Raw genomic sequence first — 23,157 nt, forward strand, 5'->3', positions numbered from 1 at the left:
CGATGTGAGACGACGCACCGGAGACGTCGCCCGAGCGGGAGCGACCGTCTCCCGTCACTCGGCGCCGCCGGCGCAACGATGGTCGCGCCGTCGAGGTGTCTTGAGCGTGTTCGCCGCCGTGGCGTGCGCAGGATTCATCGGCGCCTACGTCGTACCACTTACGTCCGTGGCGGCCCCCGCCGAGGCGGCACAGCTCGATCCCACCTCGCTGTACGCGTCGGCGATCGCGGATGCGCAGATCTACAACGCTGGTGATACCGCGGTCGTCGCGCTCGAGCGTGACAGCGACTACAGCGTGTATGTCACGCCATCCCCGACACCCACCCCGCCGCCCGTGTCGACGACCAAGACGACGGGGAGCGCGTCGACCTGGGCGCCGCCGTTCGTGACGCCCGATCCGGGCACCGCTCAGGGGATCGCCTACGACATGGTCACCGCGCGAGGCTGGGGCGACGATGAGTTCGCGTGCCTCGTCGCGTTGTGGAAGAAGGAATCGGGCTGGCGGGTGAACGCCTACAACGCGTCGAGCGGCGCGTACGGCATCCCGCAGTCGATGCCGGGCAACAAGATGGCGTCGGTGGGCGCTGATTGGGAGACGAACCCCGCGACGCAGATCACGTGGGGTCTCGGGTACATTTCGGGGCGGTACGGCACGCCGTGCGGGGCCTGGTCGAAGTCGCAGCGCTCCGGCTGGTACTGACGATGCCCCGATCGAACCGACGTCGACCGTCCGGTCCCGACAAATCGTTCGAGCGTCTGCTCAGCGGTTGGAAGCGTTCGGAGCGGCGCCGGGGGAGCGAGTGGACGGTGCAGCCGCTCTCCGCGGCGCAGGCGCGGAAGTCGTACACGTGCCCCGGTTGCGGTCGGGTGATCGAGGTCGGCGTCGCGCATGTCGTCGTGTGGCGCGCCGATGGTGTGCTGGGGGATGCCGCGGATCTCGCAGCCCGCAGGCACTGGCACACCGCGTGCTGGCGGATCGCCTGAGTCAGAGCTCGTTCTGCCGGGGTATGACGACCTGGCGGTAGATGATCAGAACGCTCGCTGCGACCGGGATCGCGATGAGCGCGCCGAGCAGGCCGAGCAGCGACCCTCCGGCGAGTGCGGCGATCACGACGACCGCGCCCGGCACCGAGACGGCTCGACTCATGATCTTCGGCGAGACGAAGTACGCCTCGACCTGCATGTAGACGAGGTACCAGATCAGCGCGACGAGGGCCGTCAACGGCGACGCGAGCCCGAGGCACGCCAGCACGATGATCGTGGATCCCGTCAGCGTGCCGACGAGTGGGATCAGTGAGAAGAAGAAGGCGACCACCGCGAGCACAGCAGGGAACGGTGCGCCGATGATCGTGAGAAAGATCGCGCTCAGGATGCCGTTGATCGCACCGAGCGAGACCTGGCCCATGACGTAGTAGCCGACGGATGCCGTGATCTGATCGGAGAGATCGATGAACTGCTCACGCTTCGACGCGGGGACGAGCTGGTACACCGACCGTTTGAGCGAGTGCATCGACGCGGTGAAGTAGATCGTGAGGATGGTCACGATGATCGAGCCCGTGACGAACGCGGCGATGCCTGCGCCCACCGAGATCAGGCCGGTTCCGATCCCAGCGCCGATCTCGGCGAAGTTGAGCGACGTCCACCAGTCGTTGACGTAGCCCAGGACCAGGTCGACCCGAAGGTAGGGGAACGTCTGCGCGAGCCAGTCCTGCCCCACTGTCACCGGATTCCAGTCGCCGTCGATCGCACTCTGCACGAGCTTCTGGATCTGGGTGATCAACTCGGCGATCTGCCCCGTGAGAATGGGCACCACCATCAGCACCAGTCCTGCGCCGATACCCGCGAGCAACGCGAAGGTGATCAGCAGCGCCGCCCAGCGGGGCAGTCCGCGGCGTTCGAACCAAGAGACAACCGGATCCAGTCCGAGCGCAAGGAAGAGTGCGGTACCGATGTAGAGCAGCACCGTCGAGAGCGTCTGCACGCCCGTGATGAGCAGAATGCCCACGCCGACGCCGAGCGTGGCCACGAGTGCAGTGCGGAACGGATGCTGGATCTTCACGGGGAACCTTCCGGGGGGAGCCTGGCTCTCACCATAGTCACCGACGCGACCCGCGGCCGGGAGGCGTGCCCTCTCACGGGATTGCCAGGACGTTTCGCTAGGCTGAAACGTCGATCCGCGGCAGATCCGAGCCGCATCGAAGGGTGAGAAGGGGTATCGACTCGTGCGATTCGTGTGGGCCATCACCGCGTTCGTGCTGGCGACGCTGATGATCGGCGCCGGGATCGCGCAGCGAACCGTTCTGCAGGCGCCTGCGACGGAAAGTGCGACCCTCACGATCGAGGGCACTGCGCCGTACGTGCTCGTCGACGGCGAGGTGTTCTCGAGCCGTTCCGGTGCGCAACGGTTGAAGGTCGACGGCGACGGTGACGGCGTCTTCGCCTCGTACGGGCGCACGTCCGATCTGCAGCAATGGCTCGCCGCCACGGACTATGCGCACGTCACGCTCGACCCGACTGGCGCGCCGACGACCGATGTCATCACGGCGAGTGCGGAGCCCGAAGGCGACCCCGTCGCAACGCCGGTCGGGTCCGATCTCTGGCTCGACGAGTACAGCGGTGAGCGGTCGCTCACCGCCACCCTCCAACTGCCGTCCGAGATGAGTGTGCTGTTGGCGTCCGACGGTACGGCGCCGGCGCCGAGCCACTTCTCGATCTCGTGGCCAACAACCAGCTCGACGCCCTGGGCTGGTCCGCTCATCGTCGGTGGTGGCATCGTGCTTCTCGCAGGGGTCGTGCTGTACATCCTCGGCCTGCGGCACGTGCGGCGCTCGCGTGGCCCACGTCGCAAGGGGCTGCCGATGGCTGTGACAGAGCCCATCGACCTGGCGCTCGAGCAGGGGAAGAAGGGTGTCGTCTCGGCGACCCCGGGCCGACGGTTCGGTCGAGGTCGCCGTGCGGCCGTGGTGGCACCGGCCCTGCTCGTCGTCGGTGCACTCTCGACCGCGTGTACGCCGTCCGCGTGGCCTGATCTCGCTCCCACGGGGACGCCGACGCCGAGTGAGTCCGTGATCGTGCCCGAAGGTCAGGGGTCGCCGGTCGTCACCGAGTCGCAGGCGAAGCGGATCCTCGGCCGAATCGCCGAGCAGGTGGCCGCGGCCGATGAGGCCGCCGACACGAAACTTGCAGCGCGTCGGCTCGCGGGTCCCGCGCTCAACGAGCGACGCACCAACTACGTTCTGCAGAAGGAGCTCGACGACCAGGAGCCCCTCGCAGCGATCCCGACCGCGCCGATCACCGCGTTCCTGCCCGAGGCGCAAGACGCGTGGCCGCGGATGTTCCTCGCCGTCGTCGAGGGCGAGGACGGCGCCGCGACCGTGATGACGGTCCGGCAGGAAGACCCGTGGTCCGATTACAAGCTCACATACCTCTCGAGCCTGCGCGCAGACGCCAGCATGAACCTCGCGGCGTCGCACGTCGGCGCGGTCGCGGTCGCGCCGGATTCGCCGTTCCTGGTGATGCAGCCTGGTGAGGTGGCTGCGTCCTACGCGGACGTGCTGAACAAGGGCGACGACAGCGAGTACGCAGCGATGTTCGACGAGGAGTCTGATCCGTTCCGGGCGCAAGTGGCCGAGAACCGAGCCACCCTCCTGAAGAACTTCAACCGAACCGGCGAGGAGACGGGCAAGGTGTCGTTCCGTGCTCGCGCCGGCGACACCGACCCGCTGTCGCTCCTGACCCTCGACAGTGGCGCGATCGTCGCGGTGACAGTCGTCGAGCACGAGACCGTCGTCCCGACCGACGACGATGCCGTCATCAAGCTCGGGAAGAATGTCGTCGCCAAGGCGTTGTCGGGTGTGACGCAATCCAAGACCGGATTCACGACGCGGTATGCCGACCAGCTCTACTTCTTCGTTCCCGCGCAGGGCTCGAACGAGCAGATTCAGCTGATCGCCTCGCGTTCCAATGTCCTCGACACGAAGGTGGTTGACGAAGAATGAGCACCCCCGCTCCCGGTGCCGTGATGCGCGGTGCCGTCGATCTCTCCTCGCTCCGCGGTCGATCGGACGCGCCGACCCCCGCGGCACAAGCGTCGGCTTCGGGTTCGGCTCCTGCACTTCCGTTGGTCTTCGACGCGACGGATGCCGATTTCGGTCAGGTCCTCGAGCTGTCGCGGACCGTCCCTGTAGTCGTGGACCTGTGGGCGGAGTGGTGTGGCCCGTGCAAGCAGCTCAGCCCCATCCTCGAGAAGCTGATCGCCGAGTTCGGTGGCCGCCTTGTGCTGGCCAAGGTCGATGTCGACGCGAACCCGCAGCTCGCGCAGAGCTTCCGCGCGCAGTCGATCCCGCTGGTCGTCGCCCTCGTCGCCGGACAGCCGGTGCAGATGTTCACCGGCGCCGTGCCCGAACAGCAGGTGCGCGAGGTCTTCACGCAGCTGCTGCAGTTGGCAGCCCAGCACGGTGTGACCGGCACGGTCCCGACCGGTCCCACCGAGGCGCCGGTCGAAGAACCGCCGCTGCCGCCGTTGCACCAAGAGGCCTTCGACGCGATCGAGCGGGGCGATTACAGCGCCGCGGCATCCGCGTACGAACGGGCCCTGGCCGAGAGACCCAAGGATGAGGATGCGAAGGCCGGGCTCGCCCAGGTGCGCCTCCTCGGTCGCGTGCAGGACGTCGATCTGTCGGCCGCGCGCAGCGCAGCGGCATCCGCTCCACTCGATATTCCGGCGCAACTCACGGTCGCCGACCTCGACGTCGCAGGCGGGCACGTCGACGACGCGTTCGGGCGTCTGCTCGAGCTGTTCGCGGCGCTCGACCCGGACCACCGAGCGCCGGTGCGCGAGCGCCTGCTCGAGCTGTTCGGGGTGGTCGGCGACGCCGACCCGCGCGTGCTCCGTGCGCGCGGACGGCTGGCCAGCCTCCTGTTCTGAGGTGGCTCAGCCGGCGCGGTGCCGGAGCCAGAGGACGCCCAGCGGTGGCAGCACGAGCCGGGTGTTCCCGTTCGCGTCGGTGCCGACACCGCCGAAGTTCCCGACGCCCGAGCCGCCGAACTCCTGCGCGTCGCTGTTGAGGATCTCTTCCCAGTGACCGGCGCCCGGGAGCGTCAGGTCCACGTCGTGGATCGGCGCGCCCGAGAAGTTGCACAGCACCACGACCGTGCCACCGTGGTGGTCGCGGCGGGCGAACCCGAGGATGTTCGTGTTCGGGGCGTGCGGGTACACCCTTGAGAATGCGGCGCCGTCGCTGTCACGCGACCACAGCGGCGCCTCGTCGCGGTACACGCCGTTGAGCGATCGCACGAAGTGCTGGAGTCCCGCGTGGGCGGGCTGATCGAGGAGCCACCAGTCGAGCTGACGCGCCTCGGACCATTCGGACATCTGCCCGAACTCCTGTCCCATGAACAGCAGCTGCTTGCCCGGGTGACCCCACATGTAGGCGAGGAAGGCGCGGACGTTTGCCAGCTGCTGCCAGTGGTCGCCCGGCATCCGGGTGAACAGCGTCCCCTTGCCGTGAACGACCTCGTCATGGCTGATGGGAAGGACGAAGTTCTCGCTGAAGGCGTAGACGAACGAGAACGAGAGCTCTCCCTCATGGTGGGAGCGGTAGAGCGGATCACGACCGATGTAGACGAGCGAGTCGTTCATCCAGCCCATGTTCCATTTGAAGCCGAAGCCGAGTCCGCCGTCGCTCGTCGGCGCGGTGACGCCGGGGAAGCTGGTCGACTCCTCGGCGATCATCGCGACGCCCGGATAGCGCTTGTAGGCGGTCGCATTGACCTCCTGGAGGAAGCGGATCGCTTCGAGGTTCTCGCGCCCGCCGTACTGGTTGGGCTCCCATTCGCCGTGCTCGCGGGAGTAGTCGAGGTAGAGCATCGACGCGACGGCGTCGACGCGCAGTCCGTCGACGTGGAACTCCTCGAACCAGTACAGGGCGTTCGCAACGAGGAAGTTCCGCACCTCGTTCCGGCCGTAATCGAAGATGTAGGTGCCCCAGTCCTTGTGCTCGCCGCGGCGGGGATCGGGGTGCTCGTACAGCGGCGCTCCGTCGAATCGTGCCAGCGCAAAGGCGTCCTTGGGGAAGTGGCCGGGGACCCAGTCCATGATCACGCCGATGCCGGCCTGGTGCAGCCGGTCGATGAGGAAGCGGAGCTCGTCGGGCGAGCCGAACCGGCTCGTCGGCGCGTAGTATCCGCTCACCTGGTAGCCCCACGAGCCGCCGAACGGGTGCTCGGCCAACGGGAGGAACTCGACGTGGGTGAAGCCCATGTCGCCGACGTAATCGACGAGCGCGTCGGCGGCTTCGACGTAGCCGAGACCCTCACGCCACGAGCCGAGGTGCAGCTCGTAGGTCGACATGGGGGCATCGTGGACCGTGCGGGTGCCGCGGGCAGTGATCCACTCGTCGTCGGACCACGTGTAGGCGCTCTCGGTGACGACGGATGCCGTGGCGGGAGGCACTTCCGCCTGGCGCGCCATCGGGTCGGCCTTCTCGATCCAACGACCGTCGGCCGTGAGGATCTCGTATTTGTACGTGGAGCCGGCCGCGAGTCCTGGGACGAACAGCTCCCATACGCCGCTCGAGCCGAGTGATCGCATCGCGTGCTGCGCGCCGTCCCAGCCGTTCAGGTCGCCGATGACGCGCACCGCGCGCGCGTTCGGCGCCCACACGGCGAACGACACGCCGCCCACGCCACCGTCGTAGTGCCGGACGTGCGATCCGAGCACGGTCCACAGCTGCTCGTGCCTGCCCTCGCGGATCAGGTGGAGGTCGACCTCACCGAGCGTCGGGAGGTGCCGGTACGGGTCGTCGATCCGGTGCGGCGTGCCATCACCGTAGACCGTCACGAGGTCGTACGCCGCGGGCTGTCGCGCGGCGGTGCCTTCCCAGATCCCGTCGTGCACGTGTGCGAGCGCCGTCTCGGTACCGTCTGCGGCGACAGCGGTGACCGACGATGCGAGCGGACGTCGCGCGCGGATGACCCATGTTCCGTCGACCTCGTGCGGGCCCAGCACGTCGTGCGGCGCGTGGAACGACCCCGCGGCGACGGCAGACAGGGTGCTGGAGTCGACGGCGCTCATGCCTGCGTCCTCACGGCGAGGATATGGACCGGTTCATGGAACGCGTCGAGTCGGACGTAGTTGTGCTCGCCCCAGGTCCACACGGCACCCGTGATGAGGTCCTCGACCTCGTACGCCTGTCCACGGGGGAGTCCCCACAGCGAAGAGTCGATGTGCACCGTCGTTTCGCGTGCCGAGTGCGGGTCGACGTTCGCGACCACGATGATCGTGTCCGCTTGCCCGGTGGGCGAGAGCGCGGCATCCAGGTGCTTCACGTACGCCAAGATGGCGTCGTCATCCGTCGCCTGCGCCGTGAAGGCACGAAGCTGTCGGAGTGCGGGATGCGCCCGACGGATCTCGTTGAGGCGCCGCAAGTACGGAGCGAGGGAGTCTCCGGATGCCTCGGCGCCGGCCCAGTCGCGGAACTTGTACTCGTACTTCTCGTTGTCGATGTTCTCTTCGGACCCCGGCCGGGCGACGTTCTCGAACAGCTCGTAGCCGGCGTAGACGCCGTAGCTCGCCCCCGCGGTCGCCGCGACCGCGGCGCGCACCTTGTACCCGGGCCGCCCACCGAACTGCAGGTACTCCGTGAGGATGTCCGGCGTGTTCACGAAGAGGTTCGGGCGCATGAAGTCGGCCGTGTCGTGGCTGATCCAGCCGAGGAACTCCTCGAGTTCCGCCTTCGTGTTCCGCCACGTGAAGTAGGAGTAGCTCTGCTGGAAGCCGCCCTGCGCGAGGGCCTGCAGCGGCGCGGGACGGGTGAAGGCCTCGGCGAGGAATACCACGTCGGGAGCCTCAGCGTTGACGGTTGCGATCAGCCACTCCCAGAACTGCAGGGGCTTGGTGTGCGGGTTGTCGACGCGGAAGATCTGCACGCCCTGGGCGATCCAGTGCCGGACGATGCGGAGCACCTCGGCGCGGATCCCCTCGGGGTCGTTGTCGAAGTTGATCGGGTAGATGTCCTGGTACTTCTTCGGCGGGTTCTCGGCGTACGCGATCGACCCGTCGGGGAGCGTCGTGAACCACTCCGGATGCGCCGTCACCCACGGGTGATCCGGTGCCGCCTGGAGCGCGAGGTCGAGCGCGACCTCGAGTCCCACGTCCGATGCTGCGGCGACGAACGCGCGGAAGTCCTCGAGGGTCCCCAAGTCGGGGTGCACGGCGTCGTGCCCACCCGCGGACGATCCGATGGCCCACGGCGAGCCGGGGTCGCCCGGAACGGTCGTCAGCGTGTTGTTGGGGCCCTTCCGGTTCACCTCGCCGATCGGGTGGATCGGCGGGAGGTACACGACCTCGAAGCCCATGTCCGCGACGGCGGGCAGCCGGTCGGCTGCGGTACGGAACGTCCCGCTCTGCACGGTGCCGTCCGGTAGGCGGACCGCACCCTCGGAGCGGGGGAAGAACTCGTACCAGGCGCCGACGCCGGCGCGTTCCCGCTCGACGAGGAGCGCCTGTTCGTCGTGGACGGAGACGAGGGACGCCACCGGCCGGTGAGCGAACGCGTCGGCGAGATGAGGATCGCGCACGATGATGAGGGCCGCTGCGTCGTCGACGGCAGCGTCCCGGAGTGCTTTGGCGGCGGCCTTGAGTGAAGTCTTCTCCGAGGTCGGTCGATCCTTCTCTGCCGCAGCCGTCGTGAACAGCTGCGCACCGATCTCGCGCATGAGTGGCGCATCGACACCCGCAGCGATCTTCAACTCGGCAGCGTGCTGCCAGGTCGCGAAATCGTCTGCGAAGGTCTCGAACCGGAACGTCCAGGTGCCCTGCTCGAGCGGTGCGACCGACACCGTCCACTGGTCATAGCCGTCGTGCAGTGGGCGGAGCCGGTGCAGCGTCGAGACGCCGCTCGGTGACGTGAGTCGGAGGTGCACGCCGATGCGGTCGTGGCCCTCGCGGAAGGCGGTGACCGTGAAGGGGACGGCTTCTCCGACTACCGCAGACGGCGCGAACCTCCCGCCTGGGACGCTCGGTCGGTGCGAGCCGATCGGCAGCCGCGCATTCCGCGTGGCGGGATCCTTCCTCGTCGAGGTTGCCGCCCGGAGGGGGATTTCGGCGGTGCTGCGGACGGTCTGGTTCTGCGTCGTGGGAGCCACGTTCCGAACCTACCGGGCGCCCCCCGACCTCGGGAACCGCTTGACTTCCTTCGCCGGGCGCGACAGTCAGGTCGCGCGGAACAGCCGCATTGAGGTGCCCGGCATCGCGACCACCGCGCCGGGTGCGAAGTCTGGCGCGACGCCGCCGGGTCGCTCGTCCGCACTCGACCAGAGCGACTCGTACCGTGACACACCCTCAAGCGCGGGCAGCACGACGTCGATCGGCTGCTCCCGGCCGTGCACGATGAGCAGGATCCGATTGGGGGCCTCGTGCTCCGGGGTGGACTGCGCGACGTACTGGAGGGTGCGATGCGAGGCATCCGTCCACCGCTCGATCGACATCGTGTCGCCGTGCTCGTCGTACCAGTCGATGACCGACGCGCTCGGAACCTCGCGTTCCGCGTGCGCGAAGCGGACGGGCCGGAGCGCAGGATTGTCGCGGCGCAGGCGCGTCAGCTCGGCGACGTGCGCGAACAGGTTCTCTTGCCAGTCCTCGTGCTGCCACGACATCCAGGTCAACGAGGAGTCATGGCAGTACGCGTTGTTGTTCCCGCGCTGGGTTCGGGCGAACTCGTCGCCCGCAGTGAGCATCGGGACTCCGGCCGATAGCAACAGCGTCCCGAGCAGGTTCCGCATCGCCTTCCGGCGCGTCGCGAGGATCCGCTCGTCTTCCGTCCGGCCCTCGGCGCCGTGATTGAACGAGCGGTTCGTGTCCGCGCCGTCGCGGCCATTCTCGCCGTTGCCCAGATTGTGCTTGACGTCGTACGAGACGAGATCACGGAGCGTGAAGCCGTCGTGTGCGGTGACGAAGTTCACGCTGGCGAGCGGACCGCGCTCCGCCGAGAACGTGTTCGCCGAACCGGCGAGCCGCGTCGCGAAACCGCCGATTCCGACCGGCGTGGTCTCTGCGCGGCGGGCGTAGTCGATGTCACTCAGCCAGAAGTTGCGCACCCGGTCGCGGTACCGGTCGTTCCATTCGCTCCACCCGTCGCCGAAGTTCCCCGTCTGCCAGCCGCCCATGCCGACATCCCAGGGCTCGGCGATCATCTTCACGCCTGCGAGCGCAGGGTCATCGACGATCGCGCGGATGAGTGGATGCTCGGGGGAGTAGCTGTGCGTCGCATCGCGTCCGAGTGTCGGGGCGAGGTCGAACCGGAAGCCGTCGATCTGCACCTCGTTCGCCCAGTAGCGGAGCGAGTCCAGCACGAGCCTGGCGGGCCCGGCCACCGCGGTGTTGACGGAGTTTCCGCATCCGGTGACATCGATGTATGTGCCGTCGTCGTGCTGCCGGTAATAGGCGCGATTGTCGAGCCCCCGGAAGCTCGAGCGCGGCTCACCGAGCCCCTGCTCGGACGTGTGGTTGTAGACGACGTCGAGGATCACCTCGATGCCTGCCGCGTGGAGGAGTTTGACCATGCCCTTCACCTCGCGCAGCACCGCACTCGCACCCTCGGCCTGCGCAGCGGCGGTCGCGTACGCGGCGTGCGGCGCGAAGAACGCGACCGAGTTGTACCCCCAGTAGTTGGTGAGGCCCAGCTGCAGGAGCCGCGGCTCGCTCGTGAACGCGTGCACCGGGAGGAGCTCGACCGCCGTCACCCCGAGCCGGTGGAAATGGTCGATCATCGCCGGGTGCGCCAGACCGGCGTACGTCCCATGCAGTGCGGCGGGCACGTCCGGATGCCGCTTCGTGAGGCCCTTCACGTGCGCTTCGTAGATCACGGTCCGATCCAATGGTGTCGCCGGCTTCACGACGCCACCCCAGTCGAAGCCCTCGTCGACGACGGCCGACCGCCAGGAACCCAGTCCCGGCATTGCGAGCCCGCGCGCGTACGGGTCGATCAGGAGGGTCGCCGGGTTGAACGTCATGCCCGCACCGTGCGGGCCGTCCACACGGACGGCGTAGTGCGCGCCGACGGTGAGGGCGGGGGTCGTGACCGACCACACGCCACCGCCGACCGCTTCGAGTGGGATGACGTCCGTGATCCAGTCGAGATCGCTCTCGTCGAAGATCACGAGCTCCACGGCGCTGGCGTGCGCCGACCAGACGCGGAGCGTGCCGCCGTGATCGTGCAGCCGCACGCCGAGGTCGTCGAACGCGGGGGAGTGGAGCTCGGTCGCGGGTGCCAGCAGCGGTCCGGTCTGCACGGAATCCATGCGATCTACAGTAGTGACGACGACATCGGCACTCGCACGGAGGGACCACGCCATGGCGACGTACCTCGACCACGCGGCGTCGACCCCGCTGCGGCCGGAGGCGCGGGATGCGTGGGTCGCGGCATCCGAGTTGGTCGGGAACGCCTCCTCGGTGCACGGTGCCGGGCAGGCGTTGCGGAGGCTCCTCGAGGACTCGCGTGAACGCATCGCCGCGACGCTCGGTTGCGATCCGATTGAAGTCGTCTTCACCTCGGGTGGCACCGAGTCGGTGAACCTCGCGATCCAGGGCCTGTGGCACGCTCGCGCCGTGGGTCGCAACACCATCGTGCTGCCCGACGGCGAACACCACGCGTCGCTCGACACCGTCGCGTGGCTCGCGAAGACGCAGCGTGCGGAGGTCCGCTCCGTCGCGCTCCTCCCCGATGGACGCATCGACGTCGATGCCTTCCGGCGGACGCTGCCGGATGCCGCACTCGCCACCGCCCTCTTCGCGAACAACGAGGTCGGCACGATCAACCCCGTGGCGGACCTCGCTTCGGCCGCGACCGATGCCAACGTCCCGCTGCACCTCGATGCCGTCGGTGCAGTCGCCCACCTGCCGATCGACTTCGCAGCACTCCGCGGCGGGCACCGCGCCCCGACCGGTCTCGTCGCGCTCAGCATCTCCGGGCACAAGGTCGGTGCGCCGGTCGGCACCGGTGCCCTTGTCGTTTCGCGACTCGCGAAGCTCGAAGCACTGCTCCACGGTGGCGGACAACAGCGCGGGCTTCGCTCCGGCACACAGGACGTCGCGGGGGCCGCGGCGCTCGCGATCGCACTGGAGCGCAGCGCGAGCGACCGCGACGTCGAGACGCCGAGACTGACCGCCCTCGCCGAGCGCCTGCGCCGCGGCATCCGCTCGGCCGTTCCGGATGCCGCGTTCCTCGGTGCCGAGCACGACCGGCTGCCCGGGCACGTACACGTCCTCTTCCCCGGCGCGCTGGGGGAGACGCTCCTGTTCCTGCTCGACCAGCGCCACGTGCACGTTTCGACCGGGTCCGCGTGCCAGGCCGGGGTCACCGAACCCTCGCACGTCGTGCTCGCCCTCGGGCGTGATGAGCGGGATGCGCGTTCGGTCCTCCGGATCACGCTCGGGCGGACGACCACCGGCGCCGACGTCGACCGGCTGCTCGAGGCGCTGCCCGACGCGTACGCGCGGGCCGTGGCATCCAGCGCCCGTGGAGCCGCCCGCTCGTAGACTTGACCGCATGCGAGTACTGGCGGCGATGAGCGGTGGGGTCGATTCCGCAGTGGCGGCGGCCCGTGCGGTCGATGCCGGCCACGACGTCGTCGGCGTGCACCTCGCGCTCTCGCGCGCCGGTGGCACGCTCCGTACCGGGAGCCGCGGGTGCTGCACCATCGAGGATGCAATGGACGCCCGCCGCGCCGCCGACCTTCTCGGCATCCCGTTCTACGTCTGGGACTTCTCGGAGCGCTTCCGCGAAGACGTGATCGCGGATTTCATCGACGAATACCGCGCGGGTCGTACGCCGAACCCCTGTATGCGCTGCAACGAGAAGATCAAGTTCGCAGCACTCCTCGAGCGCGCGCTCGAGCTCGGTTTCGACGCGGTGTGCACCGGGCACTACGCGACGCTCATCGACACCGAGACCGGTCGTGAGCTGCACCGCGCCTCGGACGAGGCCAAGGATCAGTCCTACGTGCTCGGCGTCCTCACCGCTGAACAGCTCGCACACACCTACTTCCCGCTCGGCACGACCCCATCGAAGGCGGTCGTGCGCGCTGAGGCCGCCGAGCGCGGCCTGACCGTCGCGCAGAAGCCCGATAGCCACGACATCTGCTTCATCCCCGACGGCGACACCCGCGGCTGGCTCGCCGAGAAGGTCGGGGCCGAACAGGGCGACATCCTCGACCGGGACGGCGCGGTCGTCGGCCGCCACGAGGGTGCGCACGCGTTCACCGTCGGGCAGCGGCGTGGCCTGCAGCTTGGCGTGCCCGCAGCCGACGGGAAGCCCCGCTTCGTGCTGGAGGTCCGCCCGATCAACAACACCGTCGTCGTGGGGCCGAAGGAGGCGCTTGCGACCGCGGAGATCGCCGGCGACCGGATGAGCTGGGCCGGGCGTGCACCGGATGCCGCGTCCTTCGCCTGCCACGTGCAGATCCGCGCCCACGCCGAGCCGGTTCCCGCGCAGGCGACGTTCACGGACGGCGAGCTGCGGGTCGTGCCCGACGAACCGTTCGACGGCGTCGCGCCCGGCCAGACCGCGGTGCTCTACGACGGCACGCGGGTGATCGGTCAGTTCACGATCGCGTCGACCGTGTCTGCCGTTCTCGTCGACGCCTGACCCTCGTGGTCGCTGCCACGTCGCGGAGCGCTGCCTCGAGATCGGTGCGCTGGAACCGGTAGCCGGCCCCGGTGAGGCGCTCCGGGAGTACCCACCGACTCTTGAGGACGAGCTCCGGCTCGGTGCGCAGCAACGAGCGCCTCGGCGTGGACGGGGCCCTCGAACTGGAACTCCGGCCCCATGTCGTCGATGGCGGCATGCCCCTCAGCTCGACGCGGCTCGCACGCGTCACCGTCGATGAACTGGCCGACGACGGCGAGGTTCCCAGTGGGCAGCGTGTCGATGTCCGCGTGCGGATGCCGGTCCTGGGTGAGGTGTTTCGGTACTCGGGCGCCGTCACGTACCGGATCGCGCCCGACACCGCCACCGGCGTCGCAGCGTCGGATCCCGTACCTACACTGTCGATGTGGCTCACGGAGAACTCCCCGACCTGACCCTCGACGATGCGCGCGAGCGCGCCGCCGCACTCACCGAGCAGATCCTCGGTGCACGCGACGCGTACTACGGCGGCGACACCGGACTCGTCGACGACCAGACGTACGACGGCTGGATTCACGAGCTCGAGGCACTCGAGCGGGCGCACCCAGAGCTGCAAGGCCAGGACTCGCCGACGCAGACAGTCGGCGCGGCGGAGTCGTCGATGCTCGCGCCCGTCACCCACGCGGAGCGGATGCTGAGCCTCGACAACGTGTTCTCCGAGGACGAGCTCCGCGAGTGGTGTGCGAAGGCGCAGGCCTCGGCGGGCCGCGATGTCCGCTGGCTCACCGAGTTGAAGATCGACGGGCTCGCGATCTCACTCCGGTATGAGCATGGCGTGCTCACCTCTGCCGCAACGCGCGGCGACGGCCGGATCGGCGAGGACGTGACGGTGAACGCCGTCCGGGTCGCCGGCATCCCGGCCCGGCTGGACGGGACGGGGCACCCGGCTCTGGTCGAGGTCCGAGGCGAGGTCTTCATCCCGGTCGCCGAGTTCGAGGAGCTCAACGCGCTGCAGGCTCGCCTTCGCGAGCGTGTGGTGTCGGATGCCGCGGCCCGCCCGCGCTACGACGAGGAGAAGGCGCAGAAGAGTGCCGCGCGGCGGTTCCCCGCCTTCGCGAACCCACGCAACGCTGCGAGCGGCGGCCTGCGGCAGCAGCTCGACAAGAAGTCCGGCCTCGAGCTCGAGGCGGGGGAGGCGCGGCTCGCGTCGCTCCGGATGTTCGTGCACGGCATCGGCGCCTGGCCCGATCCACCGGTCGCATCGCAGAGCGAGGTCTATGGGCTGCTCGCCGAATGGGGCCTCCCAGTGAGTCCGTATCCGCGGACGTTCGACGATGTCGATGGCGTCGTCGGTTTCGTGAGCGAGTACGGCGACAAGCGGCACTCTGTGGCGCACGAGCTCGACGGCATCGTCGTCAAGATCGACGAACTCGCCCTGCACGACGAACTCGGTATGACGAGCCGCGCACCACGGTGGGCGATCGCGTACAAATACCCGCCCGAAGAAGTCCAGACGAGGCTCGTCGACATCATCGTGTCGGTCGGACGCACCGGTCGTGCGACGCCCTATGCGCTCATGGAGCCGGCACACGTCGCCGGCAGCGTCGTCCGGCAGGCGACCCTCCACAACCAGGACGTCGTGAAGGCCAAGGGCGTGCTGATCGGCGACATGATCATGCTCCGCAAGGCGGGCGACGTGATCCCCGAGGTGCTCGGTCCTGTCGCCGAGCTCCGCGACGGCACCGAGCGCGCTTTCGTGATGCCGACCGAGTGCCCCGAGTGCGGCGCGCTGCTCGCACCCTCGAAGGAAGGCGACATCGACCTCCGGTGCCCGAACACGCGCGCATGTCCCGCGCAGGTGCGCGGCCGCGTCGAGCACATCGGATCTCGTGGCGCGCTCGACATCGAGGCGCTTGGCGAGGTGACGGCCGCAGCGCTGACGCAGCCGTTCGCGCCGACCACACCAGCGCTGCCCACCGAAGCGGGCCTCTTCGAGCTCACCCTCGACGATCTTGTCCCGATCGAGGTCGTCGTCCGAGACGGAGAGACAGGCGCCCCGAAGATCGACGAGGAGAGCGGGGACGTCGTGCGTCGAGCGCCGTTCCGACGGAACCCCTCCGCTGCCGAGAAGAAGGACGGCCTCACCGGCCCGCAGCCGTCGGCACAGGCGCTCACGCTCATCGAGGAACTTGAGAAGGCGAAGACAAAAGAGCTCTGGCGCTTCCTGGTCGCGCTCAGCATCCGACACGTCGGCCCCGTCGCGGCACGTGCGCTCGCGCAGTGGTTCGGGTCGCTCCGCGACATCCGCGCCGCCTCCCGCGACGAGCTGGCCGCCGTCGAGGGCGTCGGTGGCATCATCGCCGACTCGCTCATCGACTGGTTCGCCGTCGACTGGCACCGCGAGATCGTCGACCGCTGGGAGACCGCGGGCGCGCAGCTCGCGACTCCCGGGCACCCGGGGCCGGGTGCGGCGCTCGTCGAGGGGGGCGTGCTCGAGGGCGTCACCGTCGTCGCGACCGGAACCCTCGAGGGCTACACCCGCGAGGGCGCGCAGGAGGCGATCCTCGCTGCGGGCGGGAAGGCGGCATCCTCGGTCTCGAAGAAGACCGATTTCGTCGCGGCCGGTCCCGGTGCGGGCTCGAAGCTGGCCAAGGCGGAGCAGTTGGGCGTGCGGATCATCGACGCCACGCAATTCCGCGTGCTCGTCGAGCAGGGACCGGACGCCCTCGGACCCGCGCCGGAGGCCTGACCGGCGCCAGCGGTCTCCACGCCGGCTCAGTCGGCGAGCAGCTGCTCCCGGACCTGCTTGCGCAGCACCTTCCCGATGAGCGACTTCGGGAGCTCCTCGACGACGACGAGCCGCCGCGGCACCTTGTACGGCGTGAGGATGCCGCGGACGAACTCCCGCACGGCCACCTCGTCGAAGCTCGCCCCCGGGTTCACGACCACCGCGGCCACGACGTCCTCGCCGGAGCGCACGCTGGGAAGACCCACCACCGCGGCATCCGCGATGCTCGGGTGCTGACGGAGCGCGATCTCGACCTCCGTCGGGGCGACGTTGAAGCCGCCCGTGATGATGAGCTCCTTGATGCGGTCGACGATGCGGACGAACCCCGCGTCGTCGATCGTTACGATGTCGCCCGTCCGGAACCAGCCGTCGACGAACACCTTCTCCGTCTCCTCGGGCTTTCCGTAGTAGCCGGAGAACACCTGCGGTCCGCGGACGAGCAGTTCGCCACGCTCACCGGGGGCGACATCGACGGTCGGGTCGTCGGGATCCACCACCCGGCATTCCGTTCCGGGCAGCGGCAGACCGACCGTCCCCGGTACGCGATTGTCCGCCACGGGGTTCGCCATGAGGACCGGCGAGCACTCCGAGAGCCCGTAGCCCTCCACGAGGAACCCGCCGGACTCGGCCTCGAACGGCACCACCAGTTCGTGGGGAAGCGCCATCGCACCCGAGATCGCGACCTCGGTTCCCGCCAGCGACACGCCCTGGTCACGAGCTGCAGCCAGGAGGCGCTCCGCGATCGGGGGCACAAGCGGGAGGAAGGTGGCAGGATGCCGCTTGTGCGCGGCGAGCACGAGGTCGGGATCGAACCGCGGAAACAGGACGAGGCGCGCGCCCATCGACATCGCGAAGGTCAGGCAGAGCGTCAGTCCGTACGCGTGGAACATCGGCAGCACGGCGTAGACCACGCACCCCTCTCCGCGGGTGATGGTCGGCACCCACGCGCGGGCCTGGGCCGCGTTCGCGAGGAGGTTCCGATGCGTGAGGGCGGCGCCCTTCGGGTTGCCGGTGGTGCCACTGGTGTACTGGATCAGCGCCAGGTCGTCGGTGTCGGGGCCCGGGTGGGATGCCGGGAGCGCGGCGTGGGACACCGCATCGTTCCAGGTTCCACGGACGCGGGCCCTCGGGATCGGCGAGTGGAGGGCCTCCCGCGAGGCGCGGGCTTTTGCTACCGGCAGCCGGAGGGCGACGCGCAGTCGCCACGGCATGGCGGTGGTCACATCGACCGCGACGATCGTCCGCAGGGCGAGATCTCCCGGGAACTCGAGGAGCGACTCGACGAGCTTGCTCCAGACGATGGCCACCTTCGCCCCGTGGTCCTCGAACTGCTTGCGCATCTCGCGCGGCGTGTAGAGCGGGTTGTGCTCGATGACGACGGCACCCAGACGCAGCACGGCGTAGAAGGCGACGATGTGCTGCGGGCAGTTGGGCAGGATGAGTGCGACCCTGTCGCCCCGGCGCACACCCGCCTCGCGCAGGTATCCCGCGGCCCGCTCGACCTGCGCCTGCAGCGTCCCGTAGTCGATCGTGCGCCCGAAGAACTCCAGCGCCGGCGCCGTCGGATGATCGGCCGCCGAACGCGAGACGATGTCGACCAGCGAGCCGTCGATGGCGTCGAGGTCGTCGGGGACGCCGTCCGCGTAGCTGGCGATCCACGGACGGGGCGGGTCGTACGTCGTAGTCACCCCGCCAGCCTACGGCCGTCTCCGGGCGCACGTGCTGCCCGAACTAGACTGGGGGAGTGTCAGAAATCACCCCCGATCTCGTTCGCCATCTCGGCGTGCTCGCCCGGATCCAGCTGAGTGACGACGAGGTGCAGCGCCTCACCGGCCAGCTGGACGCCATCGTCGACAACATCGCGAAGGTCTCGGAGGTCGCCACCCCCGAGGTCGCCGCGACGAGCCACCCGATCCCGCTCCGGAACGTCTTCCGTCCCGACGTCCCCGGTGACATGCTCACCGTGGACGAGGTGCTCCAGAATGCGCCGGATGCCGCCGATGGCCGCTTCCGCGTGACCGCGATCCTGGGGGAGGAGCAGTGAGCGACATCCTCAAGCTGACCGCCGCCGACCTCTCGGCGAAGCTCCGTTCCGGCGAGCTGTCGAGCGTCGAGGCCACGCAGGCCCACCTCGACCGGATCGCCGCCGTCGACGGCGACGTGCACGCGTTCCTCCATGTGTCGGACCGTGCCGTCGAGGTCGCCGCCGACATCGACCGCCGCCGCGCCGCGGGTGAGGAGCTCGGCGAACTCGCCGGCGTCCCGCTCGCGATTAAGGACGTCCTCGTCACGACAGACATGCCCTCCACGAGCGGATCGAAGATCCTCGAGGGCTACATGTCGCCCTACGACGCGACGGTTGTCGCGCGTTCGCGTGCCGCCGGCCTCGTCCCGCTCGGCAAGACCAACATGGACGAGTTCGCGATGGGTTCGTCCACCGAACACTCGGCATACGGGCCGACCCGGAACCCGTGGGATCTCGACCGCATCCCCGGCGGCTCCGGCGGCGGTTCGGCCGCTGCCGTCGCCGCGTTCGAAGCGCCCATCGCACTCGGTTCCGACACGGGTGGGTCGATCCGCCAGCCCGCGCACGTCACCGGCACGGTCGGCATGAAGCCCACGTACGGCGGCGTGAGCCGCTACGGCGCGATCGCGCTGGCGTCGAGCCTCGACCAGGTCGGCCCCGTCTCGCGGACCGTGCTCGACTCGGCGCTGCTCCACGACGTCATCGGCGGACACGACCCGCACGACGCCACGTCACTCGCCGACCAGTGGCCGTCGTTCGCCGCCGCCGCCCGCGAGGGCGCGACCGGCGAGGTGCTCAAGGGCCTCAAGGTCGGCGTCATCCGCGAACTCGACGACCGCGGCTTCCAGCGCGGCGTCTCCGACTCGTTCCGCGCGTCGCTCGCGAAGCTCGAGGCGGCAGGGGCCGAGATCGTCGAGGTCAGCGCACCCCACTTCGAGTACGGTGTCGCCGCCTATTACCTGATCCTCCCCGCCGAGGCGTCGAGCAACCTCGCGAAGTTCGACTCGGTCCGCTTCGGCATGCGCGTCGACGTGCCCGGCGGCACCGTCGAGGACGTCATGGCCGCAACCCGCGACGCCGGGTTCGGCGAAGAGGTGAAGCGACGCATCATCCTCGGCACCTACGCGCTGTCGGCGGGCTATTACGACGCGTACTACGGCAGCGCGCAGAAGGTCCGCACGCTCATCCAGCGCGACTTCGACGAGGCGTTCGCGCAGGTCGACGTCATCGCGACGCCGTCCGCGCCGACGACCGCGTTCCGCCTGGGCGAGCAGCTCGACGATCCGCTGCAGATGTACCTCAACGACGTGACGACCATCCCGGTGAACCTCGCCGGCGTCCCCGGCATCTCGATCCCGTCGGGTCTCGCCGAAGAGGACGGGCTCCCGGTCGGCATCCAATTCGTCGCCCCGGCACGAGAGGACGCCCGCCTGTACCGCGTCGGGGCCGCGCTCGAAGCGCTGCTCGTCGACAGCTGGGGCGGTCCGATCCTGGACCGCGCCCCGATCCTCGGAGGAGCCCGCTGATGGCCAAGGACGCGCTGATGGACTTCGATGCGGCGCTCGAGCAGTTCGAGCCCGTGCTCGGCTTCGAGGTCCACGTCGAGCTCAACACCGAGACCAAGATGTTCTCGCCCGCGGGCAACCCGGCGAACGAGGCGAACCACGACGCCGCGCCGAACACGCTCGTCGCACCGGTCGACATGGGTCTCCCCGGTTCGCTGCCGGTCGTCAACGAGACCGCCGTCCGCTACTCGATCAGCCTGGGTCTCGCACTCGGTTGCTCGATCGCACCGTCGAGCCGGTTCGCCCGGAAGAACTACTTCTACCCGGACCTCGGCAAGAACTATCAGATCTCGCAGTACGACGAGCCGATCGCCTTCGAGGGCAGCGTCGAGATCGAGCTGGAGGGCGGCGACGTCGTCCAGATTCCGATCGAGCGCGCGCACATGGAGGAGGACGCCGGCAAACTCACCCACATGGGCTCGACCGGTCGCATCCAGGGTGCCGAGTACTCGCTCGTCGACTACAACCGCGCCGGCGTCCCGCTCGTCGAGATCGTGACGAAGCCGATCTTCGGCACCGAGCACCGCGCACCCGAGGTCGCGAAGGCGTACGTCGCGGCGATCCGCGACATCGTCCGCTCGCTCGGCATCTCCGAGGCGCGCATGGAGCGGGGCAACCTTCGCTGCGATGCGAACGTCTCGCTGCGCCCGCGCGGCCAGGAGAAGCTCGGCACCCGCACCGAAACGAAGAACGTCAACTCGATGCGTTCAGTCGAGCGTGCGGTGCGGTACGAGATCCAGCGCCAGGCCGCGATCCTCGCCGCCGGCGGCACGGTCACGCAGGAGACCCGCCACTGGCACGAGGACACGGGCCGCACGTCGCCCGGGCGTCCCAAGTCGGATGCCGACGACTACCGGTACTTCCCGGAGCCCGACCTCCTGCCCGTCGAGCCGTCGGAGGAGTTCATCGAGCAGCTCCGCGCGGCGCTCCCCGAGGCTCCCGCGGTGTACCGCCGCCGCCTCAAGGCGGAGTGGGGCTTCACCGACCTCGAGTTCCAGGATGTCGCCAACGGCGGCCTGCTCGCCGAGGTCGAGGCGACGATTGCGGCCGGTGCGTCGCCGGCATCCGCTCGCAAGTGGTGGACGGGCGAGATCACCCGTGTCGCGAACGCACAGGGTGCGGAGCCGGCGGCGCTCGTCACGCCCGCGCAGGTCGCCGAGCTCCAGCAGCTCGTCGATGCGGGGACCCTGACCGACAAGCTCGCGCGTCAGGTGCTCGAGGGCGTCATCGCCGGTGAGGGCACCCCGCAGCAGGTCGTCGACGCACGCGGACTCGCGGTCGTGTCGGACGACGGTGCGCTGATCGCCGCGATCGACGAGGCCCTCGCCGCCCAGCCCGACGTGCTCGTGAAGATCCAGGACGGCAAGGTCCAGGCCGCCGGTGCTGTCATCGGCGCCGTCATGAAGGCGATGAAGGGCCAAGCGGATGCCGCGCGCGTGCGCGAGCTCATCCTGGAGCGCGCCGGCCAGTAGCAACCGATCCGGGATGCCGCGATGTCGGCGGCATCCCGGAGAATGGTCGCATGGGACGCGGTGACGGCACGGGGCGCATCGTCTCGCCGGAGGGCGCCGACGACACCGGCACGCGGATCCTGCACGTCGACATGGACGCGTTCTATGCGTCGGTCGAGGTGCTCGACGATCCGTCGCTCGCCGGCAAGCCGCTGATCGTCGGCGGCATGGAGGGCCGCGGCGTCGTCTCGAGTGCATCCTACGAAGCCCGTCGCTTCGGGGTCCGCTCGGCGATGTCGGTCGGCAAGGCGTTGCAGCTCTGCCCGCACGCCGTCGTCGTCGTCCCCCACTTCGAGCGCTACTCGGCGCTGTCGAAGCAGGTGATGGCGATCTTCCGCGATGTCACACCGCTCGTCGAACCGCTCTCGATCGACGAGGCGTTCCTCGACGTCAGCGGCGCGCGGCGACTGTGGGGGAGTCCCGGGCAGATCGCGCGCATGGTGCGCGCCCGTGTGCTCGAGGATACGGGGCTCACGTGCAGCATCGGCGTCGCCGCCACCAAGCACGTCGCGAAGATCGCGTCGACCGTGTCCAAACCCGACGGCCTGCTCATCGTGAGCGAGCCTGAGACGCGGGCCTTCCTTGCCGCACGTCCCGTCGGCGCGCTGTGGGGTGTGGGGCCCAAGGCGGCCGAGGCGCTGCAGGCGCGCGGTATCCGGATGGTGTCCGATGTCTTGCAGACGCCGCGCAGCGTGCTCGATCGGGCGCTCGGCGCCGCAATGGGCGCGCGCATCTGGCACCTCGCGCGCGGGATCGACCCCCGTGAGGTGCAGACCGAGCACACTGAGAAGAGCATCGGCCACGAAGAGACGTTCCTCGAGGATGTGTGGGACACGGCGACCCTCCGCAGCGAGTTCCGCCGGCTCGCCGACCGGGTCGCATCCCGACTGCGCGACGGGGGCTTCGAGTCCCGCACGATCGCGATCAAGGTGCGGTACGCCGACTTCACGACCCTCTCTCGGTCGATGAGCGTGCCCGAACCCACCGACGTCGGGCAGCGCATCGGCGACGTTGCGCTCGAGATGTTCGGCAAGCTCGAACTGACCCAACCGATTCGGCTGATCGGCGTGCGCGCCGAGAAGCTGACGGGCGGGGGCGTCGGCGGGCTCGCGCTGTGGGACGACGACGCCGATTGGCGGCGAGTGGATGCCGCGCTCGACGACGCCCGCTCGCGGTTCGGGGGTGGGGCGGTCACGCGCGCCAGCACGCTCGGGCCGCGTCGCGATGTCAACGCCCTCCCGACGAACCCCCGCGCACCGCGGGATTGACTGCGCGCCCACGACGAACCGACTAGCGTAGGCGCATGGCGAACCTCCCTCTCGAACTCGGCAAGCAGTTCGCGTCGCTCGGTGCGACGACGGTCTACGGCGAGCAGCAGGACCTCGACGGCGTGCGCATCATCCCGGTCGCTCTGGCCTGGTCCGGATTCGGCGGTGGTGAAGACCCGAACAGCGGCGGTGCCGGCGGAGGCGGTGGTGGCGTCGTGATCCCGATCGGCGCGTACATTCGCATCGGCGACGGCGTGCGGTTCGAGCCGAACCTGGTGTCGCTGCTGGCCGTCGGCGTGCCGTTCGTCTGGGTGGCCGGCAAGGCGCTCAGCCGCATCATCCGTGCCCTCAAGCGCTGATTCCAGTCTTGCCGC

At 69.3% G+C, this 23,157-nt stretch carries 19 protein-coding genes; 13 read left to right on the forward strand and 6 right to left on the reverse strand.

Features of this window, described 5'->3' with window-relative positions; all coding sequences use genetic code 11:
* The first annotated feature begins 166 nt into the window (after nt 1-166).
* The gene (locus tag QNI14_RS04220; protein ID WP_283715071.1) at nt 167-700 is read left to right on the forward strand and encodes an aggregation-promoting factor C-terminal-like domain-containing protein; all 534 of its coding nucleotides are present in this window, start codon (nt 167-169) and stop codon (nt 698-700) included.
* 2 nt (nt 701-702) lie between these two features.
* The gene (locus tag QNI14_RS04225; RefSeq protein ID WP_283715073.1) at nt 703-984 is read left to right on the forward strand and encodes a hypothetical protein; all 282 of its coding nucleotides are present in this window, start codon (nt 703-705) and stop codon (nt 982-984) included.
* Nucleotide 985: 1 nt separating this feature from the next.
* Here QNI14_RS04225 and QNI14_RS04230 read toward each other — a convergent pair whose 3' ends face one another.
* On the reverse strand, nt 986-2,059 hold the full coding sequence (locus QNI14_RS04230; protein ID WP_283715075.1) for an AI-2E family transporter: 1,074 nt from the start codon (nt 2,057-2,059) through the stop codon (nt 986-988).
* 163 nt (nt 2,060-2,222) lie between these two features.
* On the opposite strand from QNI14_RS04230, the gene QNI14_RS04235 reads away from it, so the two are divergent.
* Both QNI14_RS04235 and QNI14_RS04240 read left to right on the forward strand, forming a co-directional pair.
* Nucleotides 2,223-3,998, forward strand: a complete 1,776-nt coding sequence (locus tag QNI14_RS04235; RefSeq protein ID WP_283715077.1) for a DUF8094 domain-containing protein — start codon at nt 2,223-2,225, stop codon at nt 3,996-3,998.
* The gene (locus tag QNI14_RS04240) at nt 3,995-4,927 is read left to right on the forward strand and encodes a tetratricopeptide repeat protein (RefSeq protein ID WP_283715079.1); all 933 of its coding nucleotides are present in this window, start codon (nt 3,995-3,997) and stop codon (nt 4,925-4,927) included. The genes QNI14_RS04235 and QNI14_RS04240 overlap by 4 nt, the downstream gene beginning before the upstream one ends.
* A gap of 6 nt (nt 4,928-4,933) precedes the next feature.
* On the opposite strand, the gene glgB is transcribed toward QNI14_RS04240, so the two are convergent.
* From glgB to glgX, 3 genes are all read right to left on the reverse strand, one after another.
* Nucleotides 4,934-7,075 (reverse strand): 1,4-alpha-glucan branching protein GlgB, encoded by a 2,142-nt coding sequence (gene glgB / locus QNI14_RS04245; protein ID WP_283715081.1) that lies wholly within the window; start codon nt 7,073-7,075, stop codon nt 4,934-4,936.
* Nucleotides 7,072-9,147, reverse strand: a complete 2,076-nt coding sequence (locus QNI14_RS04250; RefSeq protein ID WP_283715083.1) for a maltotransferase domain-containing protein — start codon at nt 9,145-9,147, stop codon at nt 7,072-7,074. Before QNI14_RS04250 ends, glgB begins: the two co-directional genes overlap by 4 nt.
* 66 nt (nt 9,148-9,213) lie before the next feature.
* Nucleotides 9,214-11,301: a glycogen debranching protein GlgX gene (glgX, locus tag QNI14_RS04255; protein WP_283715084.1), complete on the reverse strand. Its 2,088-nt coding sequence runs from the start codon at nt 11,299-11,301 to the stop codon at nt 9,214-9,216.
* Between the two features lie 52 nt (nt 11,302-11,353).
* Between glgX and QNI14_RS04260 the strand changes: the two genes are divergently transcribed.
* Complete coding sequence (locus tag QNI14_RS04260; RefSeq protein WP_283715086.1) at nt 11,354-12,538, forward strand: cysteine desulfurase family protein; 1,185 nt, start codon at nt 11,354-11,356, stop codon at nt 12,536-12,538.
* A gap of 10 nt (nt 12,539-12,548) precedes the next feature.
* On the forward strand, nt 12,549-13,646 hold the full coding sequence (gene mnmA / locus QNI14_RS04265; protein WP_283715087.1) for a tRNA 2-thiouridine(34) synthase MnmA: 1,098 nt from the start codon (nt 12,549-12,551) through the stop codon (nt 13,644-13,646).
* On the opposite strand, the gene QNI14_RS04270 is transcribed toward mnmA, so the two are convergent.
* Entirely contained in the window at nt 13,603-13,845 is a 243-nt protein-coding gene (locus tag QNI14_RS04270) for a DUF1731 domain-containing protein (protein ID WP_283715088.1), read from the reverse strand. The two genes, mnmA and QNI14_RS04270, sit on opposite strands and share 44 nt — an antisense overlap.
* Here QNI14_RS04270 and QNI14_RS04275 point away from each other — a divergent pair.
* Together QNI14_RS04275 and ligA are read left to right on the forward strand one after the other, a co-directional pair.
* Complete coding sequence (locus QNI14_RS04275; RefSeq protein WP_283715183.1) at nt 13,748-14,080, forward strand: hypothetical protein; 333 nt, start codon at nt 13,748-13,750, stop codon at nt 14,078-14,080. The two genes, QNI14_RS04270 and QNI14_RS04275, sit on opposite strands and share 98 nt — an antisense overlap.
* Nucleotides 14,053-16,374 (forward strand): NAD-dependent DNA ligase LigA, encoded by a 2,322-nt coding sequence (gene ligA, locus QNI14_RS04280; protein WP_283715090.1) that lies wholly within the window; start codon nt 14,053-14,055, stop codon nt 16,372-16,374. Before QNI14_RS04275 ends, ligA begins: the two co-directional genes overlap by 28 nt.
* Nucleotides 16,375-16,400: 26 nt before the next feature.
* Here ligA and QNI14_RS04285 read toward each other — a convergent pair whose 3' ends face one another.
* Nucleotides 16,401-18,101, reverse strand: coding sequence for a long-chain-fatty-acid--CoA ligase (locus QNI14_RS04285; RefSeq protein ID WP_283715091.1), 1,701 nt, complete (start codon nt 18,099-18,101; stop codon nt 16,401-16,403).
* Between the two features lie 56 nt (nt 18,102-18,157).
* Between QNI14_RS04285 and gatC the strand changes: the two genes are divergently transcribed.
* From gatC to QNI14_RS04310, 5 genes are read left to right on the forward strand one after another with little or no spacing between them, the layout of a single operon-like run.
* Nucleotides 18,158-18,457, forward strand: coding sequence for an Asp-tRNA(Asn)/Glu-tRNA(Gln) amidotransferase subunit GatC (gene gatC, locus QNI14_RS04290; RefSeq protein ID WP_184217507.1), 300 nt, complete (start codon nt 18,158-18,160; stop codon nt 18,455-18,457).
* Nucleotides 18,454-19,965 (forward strand): Asp-tRNA(Asn)/Glu-tRNA(Gln) amidotransferase subunit GatA, encoded by a 1,512-nt coding sequence (gene gatA, locus QNI14_RS04295; RefSeq protein ID WP_283715093.1) that lies wholly within the window; start codon nt 18,454-18,456, stop codon nt 19,963-19,965. Before gatC ends, gatA begins: the two co-directional genes overlap by 4 nt.
* On the forward strand, nt 19,965-21,476 hold the full coding sequence (gatB, locus tag QNI14_RS04300; RefSeq protein ID WP_283715095.1) for an Asp-tRNA(Asn)/Glu-tRNA(Gln) amidotransferase subunit GatB: 1,512 nt from the start codon (nt 19,965-19,967) through the stop codon (nt 21,474-21,476). The genes gatA and gatB overlap by 1 nt, the downstream gene beginning before the upstream one ends.
* 50 nt (nt 21,477-21,526) lie before the next feature.
* Nucleotides 21,527-22,783, forward strand: a complete 1,257-nt coding sequence (locus QNI14_RS04305; RefSeq protein WP_283715096.1) for a DNA polymerase IV — start codon at nt 21,527-21,529, stop codon at nt 22,781-22,783.
* 35 nt (nt 22,784-22,818) lie between these two features.
* The gene (locus QNI14_RS04310) at nt 22,819-23,142 is read left to right on the forward strand and encodes a hypothetical protein (RefSeq protein WP_283715097.1); all 324 of its coding nucleotides are present in this window, start codon (nt 22,819-22,821) and stop codon (nt 23,140-23,142) included.
* Nucleotides 23,143-23,157: the final 15 nt, after the last annotated feature.

The organism is Microbacterium dauci (genome assembly GCF_030065535.1).
Taxonomy (GTDB): Bacteria; Actinomycetota; Actinomycetes; order Actinomycetales; family Microbacteriaceae; genus Microbacterium; species Microbacterium dauci.